Source organism: Kitasatospora sp. NPDC056138 (assembly GCF_042264695.1).
In the GTDB taxonomy this organism is placed as follows: domain Bacteria; phylum Actinomycetota; class Actinomycetes; order Streptomycetales; family Streptomycetaceae; genus Kitasatospora.
This window is the reverse complement of the sequence record NZ_JBHJVK010000030.1, coordinates 1-24,974: the sequence shown is the minus strand read 5'-3', so window position 1 is coordinate 24,974 and position 24,974 is coordinate 1. Positions and strand designations below refer to the sequence as shown.

Below are 24,974 nucleotides of genomic sequence, written 5' to 3'. Positions count from 1 at the left end.
CGGCCCCTCGCAGCGGGGTGTCGGGCAGCGCGGTGCCGGGCCTGGGTCGGCACCGTGACCGTCCCGGGTGGGGAGACGCCCCGCGCCCCGGGCACCCGGGCACCCGAACACCCGCGCTCGGGGCACCCACGGCGCCGACACCCCGTCCGACCTGCACCTCAGTGCTGCGCGGCCGGCGGTAAGGGGGGTGCCGGAGGCCGGTCCGGGAGGTCAACTACGATCGGCGGGTGCCAAGCCTGACCGGAATTCCACTGCAGATCATCGCCAGTGTGCTGGCGATCGCCGTCTTCGCCGCCACGATGTGGCTCTGGCCCCGGCTGGGCGGGCGGAGCTGGCGCGCCTGGGCGGGCAGGATCGGCGCGTTCTTCGTCACCCAGATCTCGGTACTGGCCGCGCTCGCGCTGGTGGCCAACTCGTACTTCGGCTTCTACAGCACCTGGAGCGACCTGCTCGGTCTGGACGGCGGCCCCGGCACGGTGGTCGACCACAAGCCGGGCGGCAAGGCGATCTCCGTCACCGGCGAGCAGAAGATGTACTCCGCGCAGGGATCGGCCAAGGAGCAGTCCGGCCTGATCCAGCAGGTGCGGATCAGCGGCGACGGCTCCGGCCTGGTCGGGAAGGGGTACGTCTACCTGCCGCCGCAGTACTTCCAGCCCGGCTACTCCGGGCAGCGGTTCCCGATGGCGCTGGTGCTCTCCGGGTACCCGGGGAACGCCGAGAAGCTGATCAGCCTGCTCCAGTACCCGGCGTCCACGCTCAAGGCGATCGAGAGCAAGCAACTGCCGCCCACCGTCCTGGTGATGATGCAGCCGACGCTGTCCGGCAACCGCGACACCGAGTGCATGGACGTCCCCGGCGGGCCGAAGGTCGAGACCTTCTTCACCGAGGACCTGCCGAAGGCGATGTCCGCCGACTACCGGGTGCTGGACCAGCCCGACGCGCGCGCGGCGATGGGTGACTCCACCGGCGGCTACTGCGCACTGAAGTTCGCGCTGCGCAAGCCCGACGCGTACCGGGCGGCCGCGTCCTACTCCGGCTACTACAGCGTCTCCAACGACCCCACCACCGGCGACCTGTTCGGTGGGAACGCCGAGCTCAAGCGGGAGAACGACCTGCTGTGGCGGCTGAAGAACAAGCCCGCCGCCCCGGTCTCGCTGCTGCTGGCGACCAGCCCGAACGAGGAGAACTACGCCGCGACCCAGCGGATGGTCTCCGCGTTCAAGGCCCCGACCGCGATGTCCACCATCACCCTGGACAGCGGCGGCCACAACTTCCACACCTGGACCCGGGAGATCCCGCCCGCCCTGGAGTGGCTCGGCAAGCGCCTGACGCCGCCTCAGCCGGCGAAGCCCGCGTAGTCGCCCTCGCGGGGCCCGGGCCTCGGACCTCGATCCCCGCGCCCCGCGCCCCGCGCCCCGCGCCCCAGCCGAGATCACACCACGCTCATAGCTGGGACTCATCGGAATCTCAGCGAGGCACCCGAGCGTGGTGCCATGACCTCGACCAGTTCCGTCCCTCCGACCGAAGAACCGTGGCCCGGGGCTGCGAACTACCCGCCGCCGGCCCCCCCGACGAGCGTCCCGAGCGTCACGGCCCAACCGCTCTTCCCGCCGGCCGACCCGCCCGCGGCCGGTCCCAAGGGGCCGTCCTCCTGGGCCGAGCGGCTCCGGACCCTCCCGGTCCGCACCTGGCGCGGGCGCCCGGACGACCCACAGTGGGTCCGTCCCGCGCTGCTCGCCCTGCTGGCCGCGACCGCCGTGCTCTACCTCTGGAACATCTCGGTCTCCGGCTGGGCCAACGCCTTCTACTCGGCCGCCGTGCAGGCGGGCATCCAGAGCTGGAAGGCGTTCTTCTACGGCTCCTCGGACTCCGCGAACTTCATCACCGTGGACAAGCCCCCGATGTTCCTGTGGCCGATGGAGATCTCGGCCCGCATCCTCGGGCTCGACTCCTTCAGCCTGCTCGCCCCGCAGGCCCTGATGGCGGTCGCCACGGTCGGCACGGTCTACGCGACGGTGCGCCGCCGCTTCTCGGCACTGGGCGGACTGGTCGCGGGCGCCGCGATGGCGCTCACCCCGGTCGCCGCACTGATGTTCCGCTTCAACAACCCGGACGCGCTGCTGGTGCTGCTGCTCTCGCTCGCCGCGTACGGGCTGGTACGGGCCACCGAGACCGCGAGCACGCGGTGGATGGTCTTCGTCGGCGTGATGTTCGGCTTCGCCTTCCTCACCAAGACGCTGGCGGCGTTCCTGATCCTGCCCGCCTTCGCGGTGATCCACCTGGTGGTGGCACCGACCGGACTCTGGCGCCGGGTGCGCCAACTGCTGCTCGGCGGGCTGGCGTTGCTGGTCTCCGCCGGCTGGTGGGTGGCGATCGTCGAGCTGACCCCGGCCTCCTCCCGCCCGTACATCGGCGGCTCGCAGGACAACAGCTTCCTGTCGGTCGCGCTGGGCTACAACGGCCTCGGCCGGCTGACCGGCGACGAGCGCGGCAGCGTCGGCGGCGGACCCGCAACCGGCGGCGGCGCGACCGGCCACTGGGGCACCACCGGCATCACCCGGCTCTTCGGCAGCGACATCGGCGGCCAGATCGCCTGGCTGATCCCGGCCGCCCTGGTCCTGCTGGTCCTCGGCCTCTGGGCGACCCGGCGCCGCCCCCGTACCGACAGCGCCCGGACCGCCTTCCTGGTCTGGGGCAGCTGGCTGGTCTGCACCGGCCTGGTCTTCAGTTTCATGTCGGGCATCTTCCACCAGTACTACACCGTCGCCCTCTCCCCCGCCGTCGCCGCCCTGGTCGGCATGGGCGCGGACGGGCTCTGGCGGGCCCGCAGACGGCTTCCGTACGCGGCGCTGCTGGCCGGTGTCGTGGCAGGCACGGCGGTGTGGTCGTACGTCCTGCTGGGCCGCAGCTCCACCTTCCTGCCGTGGCTGCGGTGGGCCGTGCTGGTGGGCGGCGTGCTGGCGGCGGCGGCCCTGCTGCTGGCGGGCCGACTGGCCGGGCGGGTGGCGGCGGTGGTCGGACTGGCCGGGCTGGCGGCCGCGTTCGGCGGTCCGACGGCCTACGCGCTGGACACCGTCGGGACCGCGCACACCGGCTCGATCGTGACGGCCGGGCCCAGGGTGGCGAGCGGTGACGGCTTCGGGCCCGGCGGCTTCCCCGGCGGCTTCGACGGCCAGGGCGGGCAGCGTGCAGGCCGGGCGGGCGGCGGGTTCCCCGGTGGTGGCCCGGGCGGCGGGTTCCCCGGCGGTGGCCCGGGCGGCGGCTTCCCCGGCGGCTTCGGCGGACAGCGCGGCCAGGGTTCCCGGAACGGCCAGGGCGGCGCTGCCGGATCCTGGCGGGAGTTCGGGCGCGGCGGCGCAGGCGGCATTGGCGGCATGAGCGGCGGCATGGGCGGGCTGCTGGAGGGTGCCCGGGTCGGCAACGAGCTCGCCACCCTGCTCAAGCAGAACGCCGGTTCGTACACCTGGGTCGCGGCGACCGTCGGGTCGCAGAACCAGGCCAGCTACCAACTCGCCACCGGCGAACCGGTGATGGCCCTCGGCGGCTTCAACGGCACCGATCCCTCGCTGAGCCTGGCGGGCTTCCAGCAGTACGTGAAGGAGGGGAGGATCCACTACTTCATCGGCGGCGGCATGGGCGGCGGCGCCCGCTCGGCCACCGGCAGGGCCACCGGCGAGGGCCCGGGCACCACGGCGGGCTCCCGCCTCGGCGGCGGCGCCATGCGCGGCGGTTCGAACTCGGAGTCCGAGCAGATCGCCGCCTGGGTGGCCGCCCACTACACGGCCAAGACCGTCGGCACCACCACGGTGTACGACCTGACGGCGCCGGTCACCGGCTGACGCGGCGCGGTCGAGGGCCCCGGGCCCACCGGATCTCCCCTCCGGTGGGCCCGGGGCCGTTCCGCGCACCGGCCGGGGCCCCGGATCACCGCGCCGCGGCTGCGTCGGCCGGACCCTCCCTGGTGGCCGCGACGACCTGCGCCATCGTGACCAGGAAGCGGCGGGCCGCCGCCAGTTCGGCCGCGTCGAAGTCACCGAGGGCCGCCACCATCCCGCCGATCAGCGGGCCGAAGAACGACTGCCCGAGCTCCACCGCCCGTTCCTCGACCACGAGCAGCACCCGGCGGCGGTCCCGGGTGTCCCGCACCCGCCGGATGTGCCCGAGCCGTTCCAGCCGGTCGACCAGGGCCGTCGTCCCGGCCGAGTTGAGGTGCAGCTGCTCCCCCAGTCGGCCGGGCGTCAGCTCCGTACCGGCCCGCGCGGCGTCCAGCAGGGCGATCAGGGCCCGCAGATCGGTCGGGTGCAGTCCGTGCAGGCCCGCGAACTCGCCGCCGAGCAGGTCGAGTTCGACGGTGAGCGCCCGCAGCAGGTGCACCAGCTGCATCGAGCCGTCGGCGGCGCCCGCCGAGCCCGTCTCCGTCCCCATGGTCCTTCTTCCGTCCACCGTGGCTTCCGCCGGATTGCTCGCCGATCTATTATCTCGCTCAGCGAGTGTATTGCTTGGCGAGACTATTTCTCGGCGAGTAGATCCTGCCAGATCCGGGGGCGCACCATGAGCACATCCACGAGCCGCACCACCCGAACGGCCGAGCGGCCGGAGTTCCGGACACCCGGCGCCGAGGCGGCCTTCCTCGCCGCCTACGACACCGCACTGGCCCGGTGGCCCCTCCCGGCGACGCCGATCGACTGCCGCTCCGAGTACGGAACCACGCGGGTCAACGCCTGCGGACCCGCGGACGGCCGTCCCGTGGTGCTGCTGCCCGGCGGCGGCGCCACCTCGACGGTCTGGTACGCCAACGTCGCGGCGCTCGCGGCCACCCACCGCGTGTACGCCGTCGACCCGATCGGCGACGCGGGCCGCAGCGTGCGCGACGGCCGTCCGATCCGGCGCGCCGAGGACCTGACCGGATGGCTGGACGGCGTCCTCGACCGGCTCGGCCTCGCCTCGACCGCCGTGGTCGGCCACTCGTACGGCGGCTGGACGGCCCTCGGCTACGCGCTGCACGCCCCGGACCGGGTCACGCGACTCGCCCTGCTGGACCCCACCCGGTGCTTCGCCGGGTTCCGGCCGGGATATCTGCTGCGGGCCGTTCCCCTGCTGCTCCGCCCGACCGCCGCGCGGGCCCGCGCCTTCATCGCCTGGGAGACCGGCGGGGCACCGGCCGCCGGACTGATCGACCCCGCCTGGTCCGCCGTCCACGCGCTGGGCGCGGCCGACTTCCCGCGCGCGAAGCCCGTCACCGGCCCGCGCCCGTCGGCCGGACAGCTGCGGGCGCTGACCGTCCCGACACTGGTGCTGACGGCGGAACGCAGCCGCACCCACGACGGCGCACGGGTCGCGGCCGCCGCCCGGACACTGCTCCCGCACGTCGAGGCCGAGGTGCTGCCCGGCGTCTCGCACCACGCCATGCCGATGGCCGACCCCGGTCCGCTGAACGACCGTCTGACCCGGTTCCTCGACCGGGCGGCGTGACCCCGGTCCCTCCCGGCCCGGCGCCAGGCCGGCGACCGGCGCCGGGCACGCCGCTTCAGCCGGCCTCGATCGAGCCCTGCTCGACGGGATCGGCCTCGATCGGGCCGGACTCGATCGGACCCGCTGCGGCGAGGACCGCGTCGAGCACCCCGGGGAAGCGCGCCTGGAGTTCGTCGCGGCGCAGCTCGTTCAGCCGCCGGTTGGCCTCGCCGCGCTGACGGATAACCCCGGACTCGCGGAGCACCTTGAAGTGGTGGCTGAGGGTGGAGGGCGCGACATCGACCGGGAAGGTCCCGCAGGCCCGCTCCGGTTCGGCCCACAGGGTCTGGACGATGGCCATCCTGGTGGGGTCGGCGAGGGCGTGCAGGACGTCGAGCAGGTCGATCTCCTCGACGTCCGGATGGTGGAGCGGGGTGCGGCGCTGCTGCGAGCGAACCATGACAGACCTCCTGAACAGCGATGTTCGACATCTATCGAATATCCGTGGTACTAATTTCGTCGTTCGTAGAACTTCGAAAGACATCGTACTCGCAGGAGGGGATCCACAGATGCGCGCCTTGGTGATGACCGCGCCCGGCGGCGCCGAGAACTCGGTGGTGGCCGAGATCGACGAACCGGCTCCGGGGCCGGGCGAGCTGACGATCGACGTCGCCTACGCCGGACTGAACTTCGTCGACGTGATGGCCCGCCGGGGCGACGCCGGCTACGCGACCTGGCCGCACCGCCCAGGTCTCGAGGTCTCGGGGACGGTCCGCGCCCTCGGCCCGGACGTCCACGGCCTCGCGGTCGGCGACCGCGTGGTGGCGGTGCCGAAGGGCGCGGGCATGTCCGAGGTCGCGCTCGCCGCAGCCGAGTTGACCGTGCCGGTGCCGGACGGGGTGGGGCTCGCGGAGGCCGCCGCGACACCGCTGGGCCTGGCCACCTCGCTCCTGCTGCTGACCGAGGCCGGGCGGTTCAACCCCGGTGACACCGTGCTGGTGCACTCGGCGAGCGGCGGCATCGGCAGCGCGATCGCCCGGCTGGTGCCGCTGCTGGGCGGGGGCCGGCTGATCGGTACGGTCGGGCGGCCGGAGAAGATCGCCGAGGCCGAGCGGGCCGGCTACCAGCTCGTACTCGCCCGCGACGGCGACCCGACCGAGGCGATCCGGTCCGCCACCGGCGGCCGGGGTGTCGACCTGGTCCTCGACCCGCTGGGCACCACCGCACTGGGCCTCGACCTGGACCTGGCGGCGCCCGGCGGCCGGGTGGTCCTGTTCGGCAACGCCACCGGCGCACCGGTCGACGCGCTGCCTCCGGCCGAACGACTGCTCCGCGGCAACCTCACCATCAGCGGGTTCAGCCACCGCGGCCTGGTCGCCGGTGCCCCCGCCCGGGTGGCCGCCGCCGTGAGCCGCATCCTGGGCTTCCTCGCCGACGGCCGGCTCACCCTGCCGGTCACCGAGGTGCCCGGCCTGGCCGGCATCCCCGCCGCACACGACCTGCTCGCCGAGGGGCGCGGCACCGGAAAGTACGTGGCCCGGATCGGCGCAGCCGGCTAGCCGGACCCCGTCCGCCCCGCCCCCCGTCCAGCCCCCTCAGCCCCCTGCACCCGCCCCGCCGGCCGGGCGCACGGAGGGCGGCGAACGCCGCACCCCTGCGCCGCCCGGTCGGATCTCTCACGGCAGCAGTCCCTAACAGTGTCAGTCGGTCAATGGTGTGGTTAGACTTCCCCTAACAGTGTTAGGTGGCAAGCGTGTTTTCCACGACGGAGGTGGCCGGGTGCCCGACGACAGCGCGCAGGACGGTCCCCAGCAACCGGGGCTGACCCGGGAGGCGCTCGCCCAGGCAGCACTCCGCGTACTCGAACGCGAGGGCATCGGCGGGCTGTCCATGCGCAAGGTCGCCGCCGAACTGGGCGTGAAGGCGGCCTCGCTGTACTGGCACGTCCGCAACAAGGAGCAGTTGCTGGACCTGCTCACGGACGCACTCATGGCCGACGCCGAGCCGCCGCCCCGGGAGGGCGACTGGCGCGAGCAGCTCCGTGAGTACTGCCTGCGCCACCGTCGGCTCCTGCTCGACAAGCGGGACGCAGCCAAGGTCGTCGCAGGTCGCCTCGCCCTCGGTCCGCACCTGCTGCACCTGATGGAGGAGCAGCTCGACCGGCTACGGGAGGCCGGTTTCTCCAACGCCGACGCCGCTCTGATCACCTACCTGCTCGGCGCCTACGTCCAGGGGTTCGTCCTCCAGGAGCAGGCTCCCATCTCGGCGGCCGAGACCGCGGGGGTCAGCCGTTCCGAGGTCGCCACCACCGTGGGCGACCAGCTGCGGCAACTGCCGGAGGCGTCCTTCCCCAACCTCGTCGCCCTCGCCGGCGACCTCACCGAGCCGTCCATGGAGGACCGCTTCAGGTTCGGCCTGGAGCGGCTCCTCGACGGGCTGGCCGCGCTGCCGACGCGGAGCGGGCCGAGCGGCTCCGCGGCACCGCCCGGCGCCACCGACATCCCCGACATCCCTGACGCATGAGCGCCCGAGCGCCCGAGCAGAGAAGAGCACGAGAGCCATGAGTGACCGCACCTACCGGGTCATCGTCCGCGGCGTCTTCGCGGACCTCGACGACGCCCAGCGGGCCGAGCTGCTCGCGGCCGCCGACCGGCACGACATCCTCAACGCGGCCTTCACCGACGAGGGCAGCCTCATCTACGACCGGGCGCTGCGCGCCTTCTCATTCCGCTGCGTGGTCCGGCAGCCCGCCGACGAGGAGGACGAGATGGCGGTCGAGTACGCCTGCGACCGGGCAGCCACGGCGCTCGCCGCCCGAGGCCTCCGGCACGGCGTGCTGCGCGCCACCGCCACCAGCGTCGACGACATGAGGATCCGCCGGCCGCGGCGCTGACGACCGTGCCCGCACCGGCCACCGCCCCGGCCGCTCCGCCCGGCTCCGGGGCTGGGGCTGGGTCGGCAGGCCGAGCGCGTGCGGCCGGTGCTGGTGGCGGTGCTCACGCGGGTGCCGTCGGCCGCGCGGGGTCCATGCTCTTCAAGCCCCGCACTGGCGCAGCATGGCCTTCTTGTCGTCCGGCGTCACCGGCAGCTGGTACTTGAGCGAGACCTGGGCGAAGCGCACCGCGTAGGAGCAACGCACGGCCGGGTTGGACGGGAGCCAGGAGGCCGGCCCGGAGTCGCCCTTGGCGGCGTTCTGCGATCCGTCCGCCGGGATCAGGTTGAGCGGGTCGTTGGCTATCTCGACGCGCTTGGCCTTGTCCCACTTGGCGGCGCCCATCTGCCAGTCGTAGGAGAGCGGCATCACGTGGTCGATCTGTATCCGGGCCGGCTGCTGCTTGGTCCACCGCACGTTCTTGCCGATGTACGGGTCGTAGATGGTCATCGCACTGACCACGCAGGCCGAACCGTCCCGGTGCTCCAGGGACCTTCCGTCCCGGGCGAGCATGTCGTCCCGGGTGCTGCAGCTGTTGTGACCGAACGGGACGCCGTCCACGTTGTCCGTCCAGGCCGGGCCGAACTGGTCCCGGTCGTAACCGGTCTTGGGCCCGGCGGCGGCCGTCGTCACCTTGCCGATCAGGTCGCGGGCGGCCTTGCGGTCGGCGTCCGACGTTATCGGTGCCAGGCCCGGCCTGGTGCCGTCCGGGTTCCGCAGGGGGCTGGTGCCGAGCGCGACCGGCTTCGCGGAGCCGTGGGACGCTCCGCCGCCGCTGCAGGCCGTCAGGACCGGCGCGACGGCGAGCAGCAGGGCTGTCGCGGACAGGGTGGTACGGCCGGCGCGCACGGTGGTCTCCCCCGGTGGTGTGACGTCTGACGGCGCACCAGCACACCAGTGCAGTCATACCCGGTCAAGTCGCCACAGCGGGGGCGCGGGGACATGGCACGGCTCACACCCCCGGTTCCCGGGGCGGTCCCACCGCCCCGGGAGGAAGCTACCGCGCCACGCGGTCGAGCAACTCCTGCGCCCAGGAGGGGTCGTAGTCGTCCAGCCGGGGCAGGCCGCCCTGGTTGGGGTCGCCGGTCCAGACGAAGGTGGCACCGGGGTTGTGGGACTGGTAGCCGTCCGAGGTGAACAGGTGCGGACTGCCCTGGATGTCGGGCCCCTGAGCGACGTGCCACTGGGCGTACACCTCGGCCCGGCCGGCGCCGCTCTCCAGCGCCTTGGCCAACTCCTCCGCGTCGACGTGCTCGCACTTGTCCGCGAGGTCGAGGATCACCGAGTGGACGCTGATGCACTTGCTCCCGCCGTAGAAGGCGTGGCGCAGCGCGGCGTCCAGCTCGTCGCTTCCGCGCAGTCCGCCGACGGCCGGCTCCTTGGCGGCCTGGACCGCCTCCAGCGCGGGCAGCGTGGTCGACGGGTAGTCGGACTCGACGCCCGACCAGACCCGCCAGCCCAGTTCGGGGCGGCGCGCTCCGATCACGATGACCTCGGGCTCGACGATGTACTTGGGGGTGGGCTGGCGGTTGAACAGCTCCAGCGGGAAGGCCCGGTGGTCGATCAGCAGGTCCTGGCCGCGCTCGGCGGCGGCGGCCCGCAGCGTGTGCAGCGCGAGGCTGGCCCAGGGGCAGCCGATGTCCGACCAGACGGTGACGTGGGCCGATTCGGGGCCGGCCGCTTCTCCGACAGTGCTCATCCTGGGTACCCCTCAGTCCGTTCGCCTCGATCGGCGTCCGACTCCGACCGGCACCCGCCGGGGGTCGGGCGCTCCCGTACCACCCGGCCCATGATGGCCAGGCCGGCGCCGGGCCGCCATGCGGGCGGGGCACTTCGTCAGGTCGCGGTGGACGGCGGGGGTGCCGGCCGGCGGCCCGCCGGCGGCGGGCGGGCACCGACCGCGGTGGAGGGCGGCCGACCTGACGAACTGGACGGCGCACGGTTGCCGCCGGAGCTCCGCGCCCGACAGGCTCCTCGGGGGCCGGTATCGTCTTCGGGCCCGCCGGCCCGCCGGGGCCGCCGCCGAGCCCCGTACCTGCCAACTCTCCGACGTATCCAGGAGACCGAGATGTCTGCCGTCACCAGCCAGCCCGCACACCGGGACGCGGGCACCACTCCACCACCGGCCGGGCCGCCGCCGCTGCGGGCCGTACTTCGCCTCGGCTGCCTGGAGTTCCTGGCAGTGGTCGGGAACCTCTTCCTGGTCATGACGCTGGCCCGCTGGATCTTCCACCCGTCCTCGCCGCTCGGCGGCCTGCTCCCCTCGCTGGACGCCAAGTTGGCCGCCATGGGCGTCGGCGTCGGGCTGTACGTCACGGTGGCGTTCACCATCTCGGTGCGCCGCAACACCGCGGGCCAGCTCAACCCGTCGGTCACCGTCGGCCTGTGGGCGATGCGGCTGCTGCCGGGACGCCTGGTACTGCCGTTCGTGGTCGCGCAGTTGGCGGGGTCGGTGACCGGCGTGGCCCTGGGGCGGCTGGTCTGGGGACACGAGGTGGCCGAGGTCGGGTACGCCGCACTGGTCCGCGCGCCGGGCTGGACCTGGCCGTCCGTCTTCGCCCTTGAGGGCGCCTTCATGCTGGTGCTGATGCTGCTGGTGGTGGTCTCGCTGGTGCAGCCCCGGTTCGGGCCGTGGCTGCCGCCGCTGACCGGCGCGGGGGTCGCCGCGCAGATCGTCTGGATCAGCACCTGGTCGGGCGGCGGCGGCAACCCCGCCCGTCAGTTCGGCCCGGCGCTGTTCTCCGGCCGGACCGAACTGCTCTGGGTGTACCTGCTCGCGCCGGTGGTGGGCTCGCTGCTCGCCGGTGCCGCTGCCGCCCTGGTGCGGCGCCGCCGCTAGGGCCCGCCCGACGGGCGCTGCCCGGCGCCGCCCGTCCAGGGCCTCCGCCCCGTTCGGGGCATCCACGGGGCGGAGGGCCCGGACTACCGGGGCAGCGAGGAGATCGTCACGCGGTCGACGTCGAGCTGCGCGCCCTGGCCCCACAGCCGGTTGCCGGGCAGGCTCAGGTTGTCGGCGAAGGTCTCCGGGGTCGGGGCGCCGAGGTGCGGGTCGTAGTAGCGGTCCGGCTGGTCGGTCAGCCGGACCAGGCCGCGCCCGTTCCCACCCTCGCCGTCCAGGATCGCGAACATCCCGAGCCCGCAGGAGAGTTGGCGGGGATCGGCGGCCTGCTCGGTGCCACCGAGGTCCAGCAGCAGGTGCGAGCGGTCGGCGGGCCGGAAGCCGAGCCGGTTCACGCTGAACACCTCGCGGCCGTCGGCCTTCCACACCACCGTGCCCGCCGCCCGGTCGTAGGAGATCGCCAGGTCGTGCTGGGTACCGGGGGTGCGGTCCGCGACCGGGAGGGCGTAGGAGAACGGCGCGTACGCCGCACCGGGCGTCGGCAGCCGCTCGTAGAAGGCGTACAGCTCGGTGTTGGTGACGAAGAAGTCGAAGACCATCATCGTCTCGTAGTCGATCGCACTCAGTCCGGCGGAGGCCAGCCGCAGATCGCTCTGCGGGTCGGCGACGTCGGCGCCGAACGGGTTCTGCTCCGTTCCGTAGGTCCGGGCGCCCAGGCGCGCGCCGCAGGTCAGCACCTTGCCGGGGACGGCGTCGAAGCCGGTGACACCGGTGCTCGCGGTGTGGTTGGCGACCGCGTACCACTTCAGGTGGTCGGCCTGTCCGGCGCCGCCGTCGTGCTCCTGGCCCGTGGTGTAGGCGAAGGCCGGCTTGCCGGTGGTGGCGTTGCGGCCGGTCGGGACGACGGTCAGGCCGTTCGCGGAGGTGGTCGCGATGCCGTCCCCGTCCGGCAGCGAACCGGCGGCCGACAGCGTCCACTTGCCGCCCGTCCCGTGGGTGAAGCCGCCGCGGAAGTCGTCCCAGACCACCCGGTAGCTCCCGCCGGCCGTCCCGGCGTCCGCCCTCGCCTGGGCCGGTACGGCGACGGCACCCGCGGCCAGCGCCACCGCCGCGGCCAGACCGGTGATCGTACGTCTCAACGCTCCGTGCACTGTTCGCTCCCGTGATCGTGTTGCGCGGTCGACGGAGAGCGGTGCCGTGGCACCCCAACCCTCCGGACCCGCAGGGCTGTTGCGCGCCTCAGCGTGCAAGCCCGGCCGACCCGGGAGCCACCGGCGGGCCCTGAATCCGTCAGGTCGGCCCCGCACCGCCGGGCCCATCGGGACGGTCCGGAGGAACACCGGACTCCGCACCGCCACGGTCGCTCGCACGGCCTGCCGGCCTGCCGGTGCCGGCCCGGACAGTGCCGGCCCGGGTGGTGCCGGCCGATGGCGGGACCGGCCGGGCTCAGCCGCCGATCGCGGACATCGGGCGGTCGGGCCGGACGAAGTCCGCCGAGCCGATGTCGTGGCCGGGGCCCTTGCGGGCGATGGTGCTGCGCCAGGCCGCCTCGATCCGGGCGTCGTCGGCGCCGCCGCGCAGCAGCGCGCGCAGGTCGGACTCCTCGGTCGCGAACAGGCAGTTGCGCAACTGGCCGTCGGCGGTGAGCCGGACCCGGTCGCAGCCACCGCAGAACGGCCGGGTGACGGACGCGATCACCCCGACCACCGTGTCCGTACCGGCGATCCGCCACTCCTCGGCGGGCGCGTTGCCGTGCCGCCCGACCGGGTGCAGCTCCCAGCGCCGCGCCAGGATCTCCAGGAGCTCGTCGGCGGTGACCATCCTGCTCCGGTCCCAGGCACCCTGGGCGTCCAGCGGCATGGACTCGATGAACCGCATCCGGTACCCGTGCGCGGCGGCGAACTCGACCAGGTCGAGGATCTCGTCGTCGTTGACCCCGCGCACCGGGACGGCGTTCACCTTGACCGGCGCGAGCCCGGCCGCCCGGGCGGCCGCGAGCCCGGCGAGGACGTCGGCGATCCGGTCGCGGCGGGTGATCTCGGCGTAGCGTTCGGGCCGCAGGGTGTCCAGGCTGACGTTGACCCGTTCCAGCCCGGCCGCCCTGAGATCGCCCGCCGTCCGGGCCAGGCCGATGCCGTTGGTGGTCAGCGAGAGCCCGGGGCCGAGTGCGCTCAGCCTGGCGATCAGTCCGGGCAGTCCGCGCCGGAGCAGCGGTTCGCCCCCGGTGAGGCGCAGCGACCTGATCCCGAGCCGCTGGACGGCGATCCGGGCCAGCCGGACGATTTCGTCGTCATCGAGCACCTCGGCCCTGGGCAGCCAGTCGAGACCCTCGGCCGGCATGCAGTAGGTGCAGCGGAGGTTGCAGCGGTCCGTGAGCGAGATCCGCAGGTCGGTGTGGACGCGGCCGAAGCGGTCGACCAGCGGGGAGCTGCCCGTGGGCTCAGTACTACGAGGTGCCATCTCCCAAGTACAGGGCGCGCCCCCGCGAAGATCCAGCGGTGGAAGAGCCGGTGCACCACGGCGACCTGCAGCTTTGCCTTGTGCGTTCCTCCAACTGCACGCCCGCGGGCCGGCCCGCCAGACTGGCGGTATGGCAGACCCCGCGCACCCGCTCCCCGCACCCCCGCCCCCGGCGCCCGTCCCCGCCCTGGTGCTGGCGGCCGGTGGCGGTCGGCGCCTCGGCGGGCGGCCCAAGGCGCTGGTCGAGCACCGGGGCAGGCCGCTGCTCGAACACGCCCTCGCGGTGGTCCGGGCCGGGGGCTGCACCGGGACGGTGGCGGTGCTGGGCGCGGCCGCCGCGCAGGTCAGGGCCACCGCCGAGGTCGGCGACTGCCGGCTGGTCGACAACCCGGACTGGGAGAGCGGCATGGGCTCCTCGCTGCGCGCCGGGCTCGCGGCCCTGCCCCCCGGCGCGGACGCCGTCCTGGTGATGCTGGTCGACACTCCCGGAGTGACCCCGAGCGCCGTCGCACGGCTGCTGGCCGCCCACCGTTCGGGGGCGGAGCTCGCGGCCGCGGCCTACGGCGGACGGCGCGGCCACCCGGTGCTGATCGGCTCCCGGCACTTCGCCGAGGCCGCCGCAGGTGCCACCGGCGACGCCGGGGCCCGTGCGCTGCTCGCCGCGCACGCCGCCGAGATCGTCCTGGTGGAGTGCGCCGACGTCGCCGTGCCGGACGACCTGGACACCCCGGCGGACCTCGCGCGCTGGAACGCCTCCGCGCCCCTGAACTGTCCCTGAGGTATTGCCGCAATCGGCGCCAAGGCCCGTGCGGATCAGGGACGATGGGAGGCGAACCTGCCCAGCCGACCCGAACGGACGGTGCACGCCATGGCCTCAGTGCCGCTGCCCGACGACTTCAGCGATCCGGCCTGGTTCGGCCCAGGCGCCGCGTCCGGACCGGCCGGTGCCCACGGTCCCGGCGGGTCGTCGGAGGCCTCCGGCACCGGCCCGGGGCCGGCCGCGAGTGCGATCCGCTGCCCGGCCTGCCGCCGTGAGCACATGTACGAGCCGCCGAGCCTGCCCTGCCCGTGCGGGGCGCAGCTGCGGGTGCCGCTGCTGCGCGGCGGCGTGCCGGTGCAGGTGCGGTTCCGCTCCTGGGAGGACTCCTGGCTGAGCATGCGCTGCCCGCACTGCGGGCGCAGCGACCAGTGGCCGCAGCCCGAGTTCACCTGCAACTGCGGGGCCACCGTCCGCCTGCCGGTGGACCGTTCGCCCCGGCTGCAGAGCGCCGCGCCGCCCGGGCAGGCCGCACTGCCCGGCCACACCGCCCCGGTCTCGCCGCGCCCCCGCCCGTACGGGGCGCGGCCGCACGGCGGTCCGGTCCCCACCGTGCCGCCGCAGGGGTACGGCTCCGGGCTCCGGGGCCAGGGCGGCGATCCCGGCCTGGGGTACCGGCGGCCGCCGTTCAGGCCGCAGCCGGTGCGCGGCCCGGAGGACGCGGTGATCACCGCCGCCCGTTACCTCCAATGGCTGGGCTTCGAGGACCTGGAGTTGACGGAGCAGCAGGAGAGTTCGGCCGTCACCATGCTGGGCAGCCGCATGGTGGCCCAGGTTGACGCGGGGGTCGAGCCGTCCGACGTCAAGGCCGTCGAGTGCCTCTGGCTGCAGACCCTGCACGCCGAGGAGATCGCCGCCGCGATGTTCACCGTGGGCGGCTACTCGCACCAGGCGACGGTGCGCGGCGAGCAGCTGCTGGTGGCGCTGTTCCAGCTGGACGAGGCCGGACTTCCGCAGCCCGCCAACGGCGCGGCGGAGGCGCTGGCGGAGACCGGCTGGACGTCCTGACCGGGCCCCCGGCTCCGTCCGTGCGGGCACCGGCCGCCCACCGGTGCCCCGTCAACACCGTGCTGACCCACCGTCAACTCAGGCCCCACGGCACCGTGAGATCGATCACAGATTTCCGAAATCTCCGGCGCTCGTGATCTGGTGCACAAGCTCACCCCCGTGTTGAATTGCGGCCGCAGAGTCCCGTTTTCTGGACACCGCACACAAGGAGGTGGCGTTGTCGGAGCACGGTACGGACCTGGGGGGAAGCGCCGATACGGTATGGCGGTTACGCTCGCGCGGATGCTGGCAGGAGGCCGCCGAGCTGCTCGGGCCCGCCGCCGCGCGCGATCCGGACGTCGCTCTGCGCCGGGCCGAACTCCTCATCGAACAGAGCCTGTTCACCGGCGGCCACTGGCAGGAGGCCGAGCACGCACTACGCCTGGCCGAGGCCGGGGCGGCCGCTCCCGACCAGCGGGCGGGCGCGGCCTGCGCGCGCGGCTTCCTGGCGTACGTCGCCAGCGTGCTCGGCCCGCGCGACCGACTGGACGAGGCCCAGGCCGCCCTCGGACGGACCTCCGCCCTCCTCCCGCCGGGAGCCCCCGGCCGGCCGCTGCTGGACTTCCGGCGCGGCCTGGTCGCGGAGAACCTGCTGCATGACCGGACGGCCGCCTGGATCGCCTACCGGCGGGCGCACGACGGTGCGACGGAGCGCGGCGACGAACTGCTGCGCTCGTACACCTGGGGGCATCTGGCGGCGCTGGCGCTGGCGGTCGGCGACCGTGAGCGGGCCCGGGAGGGGTTCCGGGCCTCGCTGCGGCTGCGGGAGGACCTGGGGTTCACGGTCGGGGTGGCGCCCGCGCTGGCGGCGCTGGCCCAGGTGTCGGAGCCGGTCGAGGCGGCGCGGCTGCGGGCGGAGGCCGCCCGGCTGGTGCAGGCGCTGGGCGGGGTGCCGGTATGGCTCGCGCGCCGGTTGAGCGCCCTCCCCGCACCCGCCACTCCTCCGAACGGCCCCGTCGCGCGAGAAGCCTAAGGAGCTTTCAGCTAAGGTGAGCCTAACCTGCCCGAGGGGAGCACTGTCTCGGGCAGGTCAGTCCTGCCGTCGCGGAGTCCCCGGGCTCCGGTCCACCCGATGGGGCCCACCCATGACCGTGAGCAGCACCGTGGCCGCCGCGCAGCCCGCCCCGGGCGCACGGCCCGCTCCAGGCCCGCAGGCCGCCACGGGCGCCCCCGACCCGACGGGGGAACCACCGCTGTTCGGCAGCTACGCCCGACTCGGCCGGGTCTTCCCCGGGCTGCGCGTCCACGCCGGAGCGCCGCGCACCGGCCGGGGCTGGGCCAGGACCGCCGACATCGTCCAGCACCCCGCCGCACTGCGGAAGTTGATCGCCTACGACGCCGCGCTCGGGCTGGCCGAGTACGGCGAGCCGCTGCGCCCGGACGTCGCCGCCGGGTTCTGCCTGCACCGCTACAACTGGCCCGTCGCCCTGCTGTTCACGCTGCCGTGGCTGCTGGAGCGCCGGGTGCCCCGGATTCCGGTGGAACGGGTGTCGATCCGCCGCAGCTCCGGTGAACTCACCGTCCGGCCGGACGGGTTCGCGTGCCTGCCGGGCGACCCGGCGGCCGCGCTGCCCGGTGCGCGGGTGGTGCCGGACGGACGGGCCCTGCGGGCCGAGCTGCTGACCGCACTGGCCGGTCACCTCGCCCCGGTGCTGGCCGCGTTCCGCCCCGAGCTGCGGCGTGGACCGCGCACGCTCTGGGGGATGGCCACCGACGACGTGGTCGAGGGCCTCTGGTACCTCGGCGCCCTGCTGGGCGAAGAGGACCGGGCGGTGGCCGAGTTGGGCGAACTGCTGCCGGACGGCTCGCAGCACCCGCCGTTCGTGGGCGGCGCCGGCTTCCGGTCGTCCGCGCGGCCCGGCGCCCCGACCACCTGGACGCGCAGCCGGGCGAGCTGCTGCCTGTTCTACACCGTCCGCCCGGCCGACACCTGCTTCAGCTGTCCCCGCACGTGCACGAATAAGAACTGACGTCTCAATCGACGGCCCATCACCTGTCATATCATCTGCCGGAATTCCGCCCGGAATTCGCTCTCCCCGGTGCATTGACAGCAAATCGGCCAAAACCCGCGCAGGGTTCCGCCATGATGTCGCTCACCGTCAAAGCGGAGGAAAGCGAGGCTGGTTCCGGCCATGAAATTGTCCGACATACCGCTGGGCTGGGCCGTCACGGGCGTGGTCGCACTGGTGGTGACCGCCCTGCTGGTGGCCTTCGTCCGCACCAGGGCCACCGCCACGGTCGGCGGCTCGGATTCCTGGGAGCGCACCGAGGAACGCCGCCGCCGCAAGGAATCCCTGTACGGGGCAGCCTCGTACACGCTGCTGTTCTGCTGCGCCGCCGTCGCGGCCGCACTCTCCTTCCACGGCCTGGTCGGATTCGGGGTGCAGAACCTCGGCCTCTCCGACGGCTGGGAGTACCTGGTGCCGTTCGGTCTCGACGGCGCGGCGATGTTCTGCTCGGTCCTCGCCGTCCGGGAGGCCAGCCACGGTGACGCCGCACTCGGCTCGCGGCTGCTGGTCTGGCTCTTCGCCGGGGCCTCGGCCTGGTTCAACTGGGTTCATGCACCCAGGGGTTGGGGGCACGCGGGGGCACCGCAGTTCTTCGCGGGGATGTCCCTCTCGGCCGCCGTCCTGTTCGACCGCGCACTCAAGCAGACCCGGGTGGCCGCACTCCGGGAGCAGGGCCTGGTGCCGCGACCGCTGCCGCAGATCCGGATCGTCCGCTGGCTGCGGGCACCCCGGGAGACCTACGCCGCCTGGTCGCTGATGCTCCTGGAGGGCGTCCGCACGCTGGACGAGGCGGTCGAGGAGGTCCGGGACGACAAGCGCGAGGCCGCGCTGAACCGGGAGCGGCAGCGGCTCGCCGACCGCCGTGAGCGGGCCGAGATCAGGGCCCTGGGCCGCCAGCACGGCAGCGCCTGGCGCTCGCGCAACGCCCGCCGGCTGGCACCGCAGCTCACGCCGCAGCTGGAGCCCGGCGGATCGGAGCCCGCCATAGCCGGAGCCGACCCGGCTCCCGCCTCCCCCGCCGGTCCGTTCACGGCGGGCGCGCTCGGCCGGTCCGGCCTGCCGGCCCGCCAGGACCACCGCAGCATCGACCTCACCCCGGACGAGGACACCATGACCCTGCCGCGCCTGGACTCCCTGGAGCAGAAACTCAAGGACCTGGAGCAGCAGTTCGGCTGACCGTCCCGGCCGCCGGCTGAACGCTCAGCTCTCCGTCGGGTCGACGCCGTTCGAGTCGGCGGAGAGCTCGAACCACATCCGCTTGCCGGTGCCCCGGGGCTCCACTCCCCAGCCGTCGGCGAGCGCCTCGACCAGCATCAGCCCGCGCCCGGAGGAGGCCTGCTCCCCCGGTGTGCGGCGGGTCGGCCAGAGGTCCGACTCGTCCTCGACCTCCACCCGCAGCCGGGCCCGCCCGGCCGGCTCGCCCTGACCGACGGATTCGCGGTAGAGCCGGGCGGTGAACATCGCGTCCCGGTCGGTGTGCCGGATCGCGTTGGTGACCAGCTCGGAGGCGAGCAGCTCGGCGGTGTCCACCAGCTCGGCGACGCCCCAGCGGCGCAGCGCGTCCCGCAGTTCGCCGCGCAGCTCGGAGATCCTGGCCAGGTCGGCCTGCCCGATCCGGCGGCGCAGCTGCTGGGCGGCGAGGCCGCCGGCCGGGCCGTCCCAGCGGAGCAGCAGCAGCGCTATGTCGTCCTCGCGCTCGGTGGAGTCCGCTGCCTGGGAGGCGATCCGATCGGCCAGGACGTCCAGCGGGTCGTACGGCGACTCGCCCCGGGCGGGGAGGTCGCCGGAGACGGTGGCGCAGAGCCGGGCGAAACCGGTGTCCAGGTCCATGCCCCTGGCCTCGACCAGGCCGTCGGTGCAGAGCACCACGGTCTCGCCCGGGTCCAGGCTGAACCGGGTGACCCGGTACTCCTCGTCCGGGTCGACCCCCAGCGGCAGCCCGCCCGCCACCGGCACGGGGGCGGCGCTGCCGTCCGCGCGGCGGACCACCGGGTCCAGGTGGCCGGCCCGGACCGCGTAGACCACGCCGTAGTCCACGTTGACCTCGGCATAGGTGCAGGTGGCGAAGTGGTCGGTGTCGAGGTCGGCCAGGAAGCGGGAGGCCCGGGCCATCACGGCGGCGGGCGGGTGGCCCTCGGCCGCGTACGCGCGCAGGGCGATCCGCAGCTGGCCCATGATTCCGGCGGCGTGCACGTCGTGGCCCTGGACGTCGCCGATCACCAGACCGACGTGACCGCCGGGGAGCGGGACGACGTCGTACCAGTCGCCGCCGATCTGCAGCCCGGACCCGGCCGCCAGGTAGCGCACGGCGGTGGTGACACCGGAGACGGACGGCACGGTGCGCGGCAGCATGACGCGCTGGAGTCCGGCGGCGAGTTCGTGCTCGGCGTCGTGCAGCCGGGCGCGGGCCAGGGACTGGGCGACCAGGCCGCCGAGGGTGGAGAGCAGGGTGCGCTCGTCCGCGTCCAGTTCCCGGTCGTCGTCGAAGGCCACCACGCAGACGCCGATCGCTCTGCCGCTGGCGACCAGCGGCAGGAAGGCCCAGGCACTGCGCGGGTTGCTCGGGGCGATCCTGGTCCATGCCTCGGGGTAGCGGTCGAGGTACTCGTCCCGGCTGGCGATGAAGACCGGTGCGCGGTTGCGGATCGCCTCGGCCGCCGGGTGGGCCGGGCCCAGCAGCGAGCGGTCGTACGGACGGATGGCCTCGGGGGCGTAGCCGCTGGCACCGAGGATCTGCAGGCGGCCGGCCTCCAGGGAGGCGAGCAGCAGGCCGTCCGGGGGCAGCCCGGGAAGCGGCAGCTCGGTGAAGACCCTCGCCACGTCGCGGACCGTCACCGCCTCGGAGAGGGCGCGGGCGGCCTCCTTGATGAAGCGTGAGCGCTCCTCGCGCAGCGCCGCCAGCTCGCCCGCGCGCTCGCGCTTGTGCAGCTCGACGGTGGCGTCCCAGACGAAGCCGACCATCCGGGACGGGCGGCCGAAGGCGTCCGCGAGCACCCGGCCCCGGAACCGCGCGGCGTGCAGCTCGCCGCCGGGGAAGACCGTGCGGTAGTACGCGCCGCACTGGCCGAGCTCGGCGACGGCGCGCTCGACCCGGCGGCGGACGACCGGCGCGTCCTCGGGGTGGAGGACGGCCAGGAAGGCGGCGGAGCTGCGGTCGAAGCGTTTGGCGTCGAGGCCGAGGATGGCACAGGCCCGGTGGTCGCCCTCCAGCACGTCGCGGCGGATGTCCCAGTCGAACGAGCCGATGCCGTTCGCGGCCATCGCCGGTTCGAGCCAGTCCGGGGTGGAGTCGCCGGTACGGGTGGGCAGCCCCCGGGACGCCGCGGGCACGATCCGGTCGGCCGACGGCCCCGGGGCGGTGCGCAGCGCGCTGCCCGGCTCGGCACTCCGGGAGGCCTGGGCCGGTGGGGTGCGGCGCGCGGGCCCTTGCGGCTCGGGCTCAGTCGCCATGCTTCTCCTGCCGCTGCCGTGGCACGCCGTCCGGGCGGACTGCGATGGCCGTGGGGTGGTGGGACGGTGTCACGGGTGGTGGCGGTCAGTCGAGGCTCGGATCTCCCCGCTGCCTTCCCGGACACACATTCTCACTATCCTGTCGAATGTTCGGCAAGGCGGCAATGCCCGAACCCGGCGGGTCGCCTGTGCACCTTTTCACAGACGTCGGCGCCGCGGTACACCGTCGGCCGTGCGGTACGCCGCCGTGCGGAAGGTTGCCGTGCGGCGGATCGCCGTGCGGCGGTTCAGGGGGTGGCGAGCTCGAACCAGGTGACCTTGCCGTCCCCCCGGAGCTGCACACCCCAGTCGTCGGCGAGCGCCTCCACCAACAGCAGACCCCGGCCCGAGGTGGCGAACTCGGCCGGGGTACGGCGGCCCGGCAACCGGGCGGTACCGTCCTGGACCTCGATGCGCAGGCGCTGCTCGGAGGTTTCGGAGGTGAGGACGGCGTCGAAGACGGCTCCTCTGCCGGTGTGCACCAGTGCGTTGGTGACCAGCTCGGAGGTGAGCAGCTCGGCGGTGTCGGCGAGCTCGGGCACCCCCCAGCGGTTCAGTGCGGCGCGCAGCCGGTGCCGCACCACACCGACCGCGACCAGGTCGGCCGGGTCCACCGCGGCGTGCAGCCTGCGGTGCAGGGCGCAGCCGGGCTCGTGCACCGGCTGCGGGTTGTCGCCGTTTCTTCCGACGGGTGTGACCGTGTCACTGTTCGAAGTCGTCCGCTGGCGCGGGAACCTCGCCTGACCATCCATCACCGTACGCCCCCACGTCTGTCCGGACGGCCGGCCACCGCGTCCCCCGTCGGTCGGTCCGTCCCACGTTCTGCCGACCATCCTCATGCCCAGTCGCCGCGGTTCGCAACAGTGCGTAGGCGGTCACCTGGTGTGAAGCGGAGCCCGAAGGCCCCTGAGTGATCCTTTTCGGGGCCCGCAAGAGGTTTGCGCGGGCTCCACAGTGTTTCTGACCGCACTTCACCTCGGCCGAGGGCCACCCCCGGTCGCCTTGGGTGAGCACCGTACCGGGGGCCGCGTCACCGCTCCGACGACCCGGCCGTCACCGCTGTTGCCTTTCGATGCAGGGGAGTTGAGGCCCTCGGACACCGCCGCGCGCCCGGGTCCGGACCTCAGCGTGCCTGCGTCGAGAAGGTCACGGCACCGCTGTCGAGCGAGTAGTACGCCCCGACGACGTCGAGCTTCCCGGCGCTGACCAGCGGGTGCAGCAGCCGGTCCGACCGCAGCTGCGCCACGGTCCGGCGGGTCTGGGCCCGGATGGTCTCCTCGACCAGCCGGTCGGCCGGGACGCCGAGGCGCCGGGCCTCCTCGTAGGGGGCCCGCAGGTCGCGGGCGATGTCCGCGAGGTGACCGGGCAGCCGTCCGCCCTCCCGGAAGGACTTCACGGCGGCGGTGACCGCCCCGCAGCGCTGGTGGCCGAGCACGACCAGCAGCCTGGCGCCCAGTTCGGCGGGGCCGTACTCCAGGCTGCCGGCGACCAGGCCGTCGCTGGTGTGCGCGGCGGTCCTGACCACCATCAGGTCGCCGAGTCCCTGGTCGAAGACCAGCTCCGGCGGGACCCGGGAGTCGATGCAGGAGAAGACCACCGCGAACGGCTCCTGGTGGGTCGACAGGTCGGAGCGGCGGGTCGGGGTCGCGCGCGGGTGGGTGACGCGGTCGTCGACCCAGTTGTCGTTGCCGGCCCGGAGCCGCTCCAGCGCCTGCGCCGGGGTGTCGGTCGGGCCGGCCGCGGTGCCGGCTCCCCCGCCCCGCGGGGTCGCGTTCGCGCCCGGGATCCCGGTGCTCGCCGCCAGGGCCGCCATGGCCAGGGTCCCCGCCCGGAGCACACTCCGCCGGTCCGTCATCGCCGTTCTCCCGCCTACCGCACGCACTACGCCGACTGGGTGACGGGGGGCCACTTTACCGGGATGGGGGAGATGCTTTATTCACTTCTGCAGCACGGAAGTTGCACGTTGGAGAAAGCCACGGAACAGGTCGCGCTCGGACTCGTCGAAGGCTGTCCAAAGCGCCGACTCGATTCCGACCGCCCGCGCGTCGGCTTCTGCTACCAACGCCCGCCCGGCCTCGCTGAGCCTGGTCACCAGCACCTTCCCGTGCAGCTCGGAGGGTTCGCGCTCGATCAGTCCCTTGGTCTCCAGATTCGCCAGCACGCCCGCCATGGTCTGCGGCGTGACCGCCGCCCCGCGCGCCAGCTGGGCACCCGACATCCCGGACCGCTCGGTCAGCTGCAGCAGCACCGCGTACTGCGGCACCGTCAGGTCGAGTTCGCGCAGCGCGTCGGTCTTGGCCGCCATCATGGCCTGCTCTGCCTGCTTGATCGCGAGGCCGAGGCGCAGCTGGGCGCCCTGCGGTCCCGCGAGCAGGTCGGCGGGGTCGGTGGTCATGGGGCGCAGCCCCTCCTTCGCTCGCGCCGGCGCCTGCCCGTCTCGGCTTCCACCGGCCTGGTCGGGGCCCGGTCGGGCCCCGACCAGTATGGCCGTACGGTTTGTGGCGCCCGGCGAGAGGCGGTCAGCGCACCCGCAGGACGTACTTACCGCTCGCCGCGCGGCCCTCCAGCCTGCGGTGCGCCTCGGCGACGCCGTCCCAGCCGATCTCCTCGACGTCCAGCGGCAGGGTGCCGTCGGCGACCAGCCGCAGGCCCTCCTCCAGCTGCGCGCGGAGCAGGTCGGGGCGGCGGGCCAGCACACCGCCGAGGTTGTAGCCGGCCAGCGTGAAGCTGTCGTACCAGACCTGGTTGGCGTCCAGCGTGATGTCCCGGTCGGCGGCGTTGCCGATCACCACGTGCCGCCCGAGCACCGCGAGCAGTCCCCTGACCTGCTCGCGCGGCTCGCCGCCGACCGCGTCGACGATCACGTCGAAGCCCTGTCCGTCGGTCAACCCGGGTGCGAGGCCGGCGAGTTCGCCGTACACCAGCCCCCGGTCGTAGCCGGCGCCGGCGGCACGGGCGGCCCGCTGCGGCGTGCTCGCGGCACCGACCACCAGGGCGGCGCCGTAGGCGCGGGCGAGCCGTCCGAGCAGCAGCCCCAGGCCGCCGGAGGCACCGAGGACCAGGATGCGGTCGCCCGCGGCGATCCTGGCCGCGCCGCGCAGGGTGCCGACGGCGGTGGCGGCGTTGCAGGCCGCACCGGCCGCCAGCAGCGGGTCGAGCCCGGCGAGTTCACCCTCCAGCGGGACGGTGGTGGTGACGCCCGCGATGACGCGCTCGGCGTTGCCGCCGAAGCCCATCGGCAGCGCGACCACGGGCTGGCCGACCCGCAGGCCGGTGACGCCCGGACCGAGTCCGGCGACCGTGCCGGCCACTTCGAGGCCCGGGACTGCGGGCAGCGGCAGCGGGAACTGGCCGCGCCGGAACATCACGTCGGCGAAGTGGACACCGGCGTGGCTGACGTCGATGGCGACCTCGCCCTCCCCCGGCTGCGGGAAGGGCACCTCGGCCACCTCAAGGACCTCGGGACCACCGGTGCGGGTGTAACGGACAGCGCGCACGGCTGCGCTCCTCACGACTCGAACAGACTCGACGACTCGAACGGACTCGGCCCCGCACCGCCGCGGCTCACCACGGCAGTACAAGGTGGCTTCTTTATATCAGGAACCTGATACGACTACGTAACCGAATACTCGATTGCGACACCCGGCGCGCCGATCGGTTCGTCAAAGGCAACGCTGGACATGACGGCCCGGCCCGGGTTCAATGGCCGGAGAGTTGTTTGAACGCCGTTCTAACCAGTCCGAGCGGCCGCCCGGCACCGGGCAACCTGACACCGACCACCCCGACACCGGCTCCCACCGGCACCCGCGAGCGAGGAACCGTGCGACTGACCCCCACCGAACGGGACCGGCTGCTGATCTTCACAGCGGCCGAACTGGCCCGTGCCCGGCGCGCCAGGGGCGTCCGCCTCAACGTGCCCGAGGCCACCGC

General features: G+C 74.0%; 24 protein-coding genes. 13 read left to right on the top strand and 11 right to left on the bottom strand.

The window, feature by feature from the left end:
* The first annotated feature begins 227 nt into the window (after positions 1–227).
* Together ACFC1R_RS19395 and ACFC1R_RS19390 are read left to right on the top strand one after the other, a co-directional pair.
* Entirely contained in the window at positions 228–1,358 is a 1,131-nt protein-coding gene (locus ACFC1R_RS19395) for an alpha/beta hydrolase (protein ID WP_375940098.1), read from the top strand.
* Between the two features lie 135 nt (positions 1,359–1,493).
* Positions 1,494–3,839, top strand: coding sequence for an ArnT family glycosyltransferase (locus ACFC1R_RS19390; RefSeq protein ID WP_375940096.1), 2,346 nt, complete (start codon positions 1,494–1,496; stop codon positions 3,837–3,839).
* An 85-nt stretch (positions 3,840–3,924) separates the two neighbouring features.
* Here ACFC1R_RS19390 and ACFC1R_RS19385 read toward each other — a convergent pair whose 3' ends face one another.
* Entirely contained in the window at positions 3,925–4,425 is a 501-nt protein-coding gene (locus ACFC1R_RS19385) for a MarR family transcriptional regulator (RefSeq protein ID WP_375940094.1), read from the bottom strand.
* Between the two features lie 126 nt (positions 4,426–4,551).
* Between ACFC1R_RS19385 and ACFC1R_RS19380 the strand changes: the two genes are divergently transcribed.
* Positions 4,552–5,472 (top strand): alpha/beta fold hydrolase, encoded by a 921-nt coding sequence (locus tag ACFC1R_RS19380; RefSeq protein ID WP_375940092.1) that lies wholly within the window; start codon positions 4,552–4,554, stop codon positions 5,470–5,472.
* Between the two features lie 55 nt (positions 5,473–5,527).
* On the opposite strand, the gene ACFC1R_RS19375 is transcribed toward ACFC1R_RS19380, so the two are convergent.
* Positions 5,528–5,911 carry an ArsR/SmtB family transcription factor gene (locus ACFC1R_RS19375; RefSeq protein WP_375940090.1) on the bottom strand — a complete coding sequence of 128 codons (384 nt, stop codon included), beginning with the start codon at positions 5,909–5,911 and terminating at the stop codon, positions 5,528–5,530.
* A gap of 109 nt (positions 5,912–6,020) precedes the next feature.
* On the opposite strand from ACFC1R_RS19375, the gene ACFC1R_RS19370 reads away from it, so the two are divergent.
* The 3 genes from ACFC1R_RS19370 (at position 6,021) to ACFC1R_RS19360 (ending at position 8,344) form a co-directional block, all read left to right on the top strand.
* Positions 6,021–7,010 carry a zinc-binding alcohol dehydrogenase family protein gene (locus tag ACFC1R_RS19370; protein ID WP_375940088.1) on the top strand — a complete coding sequence of 330 codons (990 nt, stop codon included), beginning with the start codon at positions 6,021–6,023 and terminating at the stop codon, positions 7,008–7,010.
* A gap of 220 nt (positions 7,011–7,230) precedes the next feature.
* A complete protein-coding gene (locus tag ACFC1R_RS19365; RefSeq protein ID WP_375940086.1) occupies positions 7,231–7,974 on the top strand; it encodes a TetR/AcrR family transcriptional regulator in 744 nt (247 codons plus the stop codon).
* A gap of 37 nt (positions 7,975–8,011) precedes the next feature.
* A complete protein-coding gene (locus tag ACFC1R_RS19360; RefSeq protein ID WP_375940085.1) occupies positions 8,012–8,344 on the top strand; it encodes a DUF6204 family protein in 333 nt (110 codons plus the stop codon).
* A gap of 141 nt (positions 8,345–8,485) precedes the next feature.
* On the opposite strand, the gene ACFC1R_RS19355 is transcribed toward ACFC1R_RS19360, so the two are convergent.
* Together ACFC1R_RS19355 and ACFC1R_RS19350 are read right to left on the bottom strand one after the other, a co-directional pair.
* Positions 8,486–9,232, bottom strand: a complete 747-nt coding sequence (locus ACFC1R_RS19355; RefSeq protein ID WP_375940083.1) for an HNH endonuclease family protein — start codon at positions 9,230–9,232, stop codon at positions 8,486–8,488.
* A gap of 148 nt (positions 9,233–9,380) precedes the next feature.
* On the bottom strand, positions 9,381–10,082 hold the full coding sequence (locus ACFC1R_RS19350) for a DsbA family protein (protein WP_375940081.1): 702 nt from the start codon (positions 10,080–10,082) through the stop codon (positions 9,381–9,383).
* Positions 10,083–10,451: 369 nt separating this feature from the next.
* Between ACFC1R_RS19350 and ACFC1R_RS19345 the strand changes: the two genes are divergently transcribed.
* Positions 10,452–11,222: an aquaporin gene (locus tag ACFC1R_RS19345; RefSeq protein ID WP_375940079.1), complete on the top strand. Its 771-nt coding sequence runs from the start codon at positions 10,452–10,454 to the stop codon at positions 11,220–11,222.
* An 83-nt stretch (positions 11,223–11,305) separates the two neighbouring features.
* On the opposite strand, the gene ACFC1R_RS19340 is transcribed toward ACFC1R_RS19345, so the two are convergent.
* Together ACFC1R_RS19340 and moaA are read right to left on the bottom strand one after the other, a co-directional pair.
* Entirely contained in the window at positions 11,306–12,361 is a 1,056-nt protein-coding gene (locus ACFC1R_RS19340) for a DUF6081 family protein (protein ID WP_375940077.1), read from the bottom strand.
* A gap of 307 nt (positions 12,362–12,668) precedes the next feature.
* Positions 12,669–13,682: a GTP 3',8-cyclase MoaA gene (gene moaA / locus ACFC1R_RS19335; protein WP_375940075.1), complete on the bottom strand. Its 1,014-nt coding sequence runs from the start codon at positions 13,680–13,682 to the stop codon at positions 12,669–12,671.
* A gap of 130 nt (positions 13,683–13,812) precedes the next feature.
* Here moaA and ACFC1R_RS19330 point away from each other — a divergent pair, with 130 nt between their 5' ends.
* From ACFC1R_RS19330 to ACFC1R_RS19310, 5 genes are all read left to right on the top strand, one after another.
* Positions 13,813–14,460: an NTP transferase domain-containing protein gene (locus ACFC1R_RS19330; protein ID WP_375940074.1), complete on the top strand. Its 648-nt coding sequence runs from the start codon at positions 13,813–13,815 to the stop codon at positions 14,458–14,460.
* A 90-nt stretch (positions 14,461–14,550) separates the two neighbouring features.
* Positions 14,551–15,507, top strand: coding sequence for a hypothetical protein (locus ACFC1R_RS19325; RefSeq protein WP_375940072.1), 957 nt, complete (start codon positions 14,551–14,553; stop codon positions 15,505–15,507).
* Between the two features lie 217 nt (positions 15,508–15,724).
* On the top strand, positions 15,725–16,519 hold the full coding sequence (locus ACFC1R_RS19320) for a hypothetical protein (RefSeq protein WP_375940070.1): 795 nt from the start codon (positions 15,725–15,727) through the stop codon (positions 16,517–16,519).
* A 112-nt stretch (positions 16,520–16,631) separates the two neighbouring features.
* Positions 16,632–17,516, top strand: coding sequence for a (2Fe-2S)-binding protein (locus tag ACFC1R_RS19315; RefSeq protein WP_375940068.1), 885 nt, complete (start codon positions 16,632–16,634; stop codon positions 17,514–17,516).
* 162 nt (positions 17,517–17,678) lie between these two features.
* Positions 17,679–18,731 carry a DUF2637 domain-containing protein gene (locus ACFC1R_RS19310; RefSeq protein ID WP_375940066.1) on the top strand — a complete coding sequence of 351 codons (1,053 nt, stop codon included), beginning with the start codon at positions 17,679–17,681 and terminating at the stop codon, positions 18,729–18,731.
* Positions 18,732–18,755: 24 nt separating this feature from the next.
* On the opposite strand, the gene ACFC1R_RS19305 is transcribed toward ACFC1R_RS19310, so the two are convergent.
* The 5 genes from ACFC1R_RS19305 to ACFC1R_RS19285 form a co-directional block, all read right to left on the bottom strand.
* The gene (locus tag ACFC1R_RS19305; RefSeq protein WP_375940064.1) at positions 18,756–21,005 is read right to left on the bottom strand and encodes a SpoIIE family protein phosphatase; all 2,250 of its coding nucleotides are present in this window, start codon (positions 21,003–21,005) and stop codon (positions 18,756–18,758) included.
* 287 nt (positions 21,006–21,292) lie between these two features.
* Positions 21,293–21,703 carry an ATP-binding protein gene (locus tag ACFC1R_RS19300; RefSeq protein WP_375940062.1) on the bottom strand — a complete coding sequence of 137 codons (411 nt, stop codon included), beginning with the start codon at positions 21,701–21,703 and terminating at the stop codon, positions 21,293–21,295.
* Positions 21,704–22,167: 464 nt separating this feature from the next.
* Entirely contained in the window at positions 22,168–22,899 is a 732-nt protein-coding gene (locus ACFC1R_RS19295; RefSeq protein WP_375940060.1) for a carbonic anhydrase, read from the bottom strand.
* 81 nt (positions 22,900–22,980) lie between these two features.
* A complete protein-coding gene (locus ACFC1R_RS19290) occupies positions 22,981–23,439 on the bottom strand; it encodes a MarR family winged helix-turn-helix transcriptional regulator (RefSeq protein ID WP_375940058.1) in 459 nt (152 codons plus the stop codon).
* A 124-nt stretch (positions 23,440–23,563) separates the two neighbouring features.
* A complete protein-coding gene (locus tag ACFC1R_RS19285) occupies positions 23,564–24,541 on the bottom strand; it encodes a zinc-binding alcohol dehydrogenase family protein (RefSeq protein ID WP_375940056.1) in 978 nt (325 codons plus the stop codon).
* Between the two features lie 323 nt (positions 24,542–24,864).
* On the opposite strand from ACFC1R_RS19285, the gene ACFC1R_RS19280 reads away from it, so the two are divergent.
* The coding region (locus tag ACFC1R_RS19280; protein WP_375939734.1) for an urease subunit gamma at positions 24,865–24,974 on the top strand (110 nt) is incomplete at its 3' end.

Coding starts and splice junctions, on each gene's coding strand:
- ACFC1R_RS19390 (WP_375940096.1), top strand. CDS start 1,494: ATGACCTCGACCAGTTCCGTCCCTCCGACCGAAGAACCGTGGCCCGGG.
- ACFC1R_RS19385 (WP_375940094.1), bottom strand. CDS start 4,425: ATGGGGACGGAGACGGGCTCGGCGGGCGCCGCCGACGGCTCGATGCAG.
- ACFC1R_RS19380 (WP_375940092.1), top strand. CDS start 4,552: ATGAGCACATCCACGAGCCGCACCACCCGAACGGCCGAGCGGCCGGAG.
- ACFC1R_RS19375 (WP_375940090.1), bottom strand. CDS start 5,911: ATGGTTCGCTCGCAGCAGCGCCGCACCCCGCTCCACCATCCGGACGTC.
- ACFC1R_RS19370 (WP_375940088.1), top strand. CDS start 6,021: ATGCGCGCCTTGGTGATGACCGCGCCCGGCGGCGCCGAGAACTCGGTG.
- ACFC1R_RS19360 (WP_375940085.1), top strand. CDS start 8,012: ATGAGTGACCGCACCTACCGGGTCATCGTCCGCGGCGTCTTCGCGGAC.
- ACFC1R_RS19350 (WP_375940081.1), bottom strand. CDS start 10,082: ATGAGCACTGTCGGAGAAGCGGCCGGCCCCGAATCGGCCCACGTCACC.
- ACFC1R_RS19345 (WP_375940079.1), top strand. CDS start 10,452: ATGTCTGCCGTCACCAGCCAGCCCGCACACCGGGACGCGGGCACCACT.
- moaA (WP_375940075.1), bottom strand. CDS start 13,682: ATGGCACCTCGTAGTACTGAGCCCACGGGCAGCTCCCCGCTGGTCGAC.
- ACFC1R_RS19330 (WP_375940074.1), top strand. CDS start 13,813: ATGGCAGACCCCGCGCACCCGCTCCCCGCACCCCCGCCCCCGGCGCCC.
- ACFC1R_RS19325 (WP_375940072.1), top strand. CDS start 14,551: ATGGCCTCAGTGCCGCTGCCCGACGACTTCAGCGATCCGGCCTGGTTC.
- ACFC1R_RS19315 (WP_375940068.1), top strand. CDS start 16,632: ATGACCGTGAGCAGCACCGTGGCCGCCGCGCAGCCCGCCCCGGGCGCA.
- ACFC1R_RS19310 (WP_375940066.1), top strand. CDS start 17,679: ATGAAATTGTCCGACATACCGCTGGGCTGGGCCGTCACGGGCGTGGTC.
- ACFC1R_RS19305 (WP_375940064.1), bottom strand. CDS start 21,005: ATGGCGACTGAGCCCGAGCCGCAAGGGCCCGCGCGCCGCACCCCACCG.
- ACFC1R_RS19295 (WP_375940060.1), bottom strand. CDS start 22,899: ATGACGGACCGGCGGAGTGTGCTCCGGGCGGGGACCCTGGCCATGGCG.
- ACFC1R_RS19290 (WP_375940058.1), bottom strand. CDS start 23,439: ATGACCACCGACCCCGCCGACCTGCTCGCGGGACCGCAGGGCGCCCAG.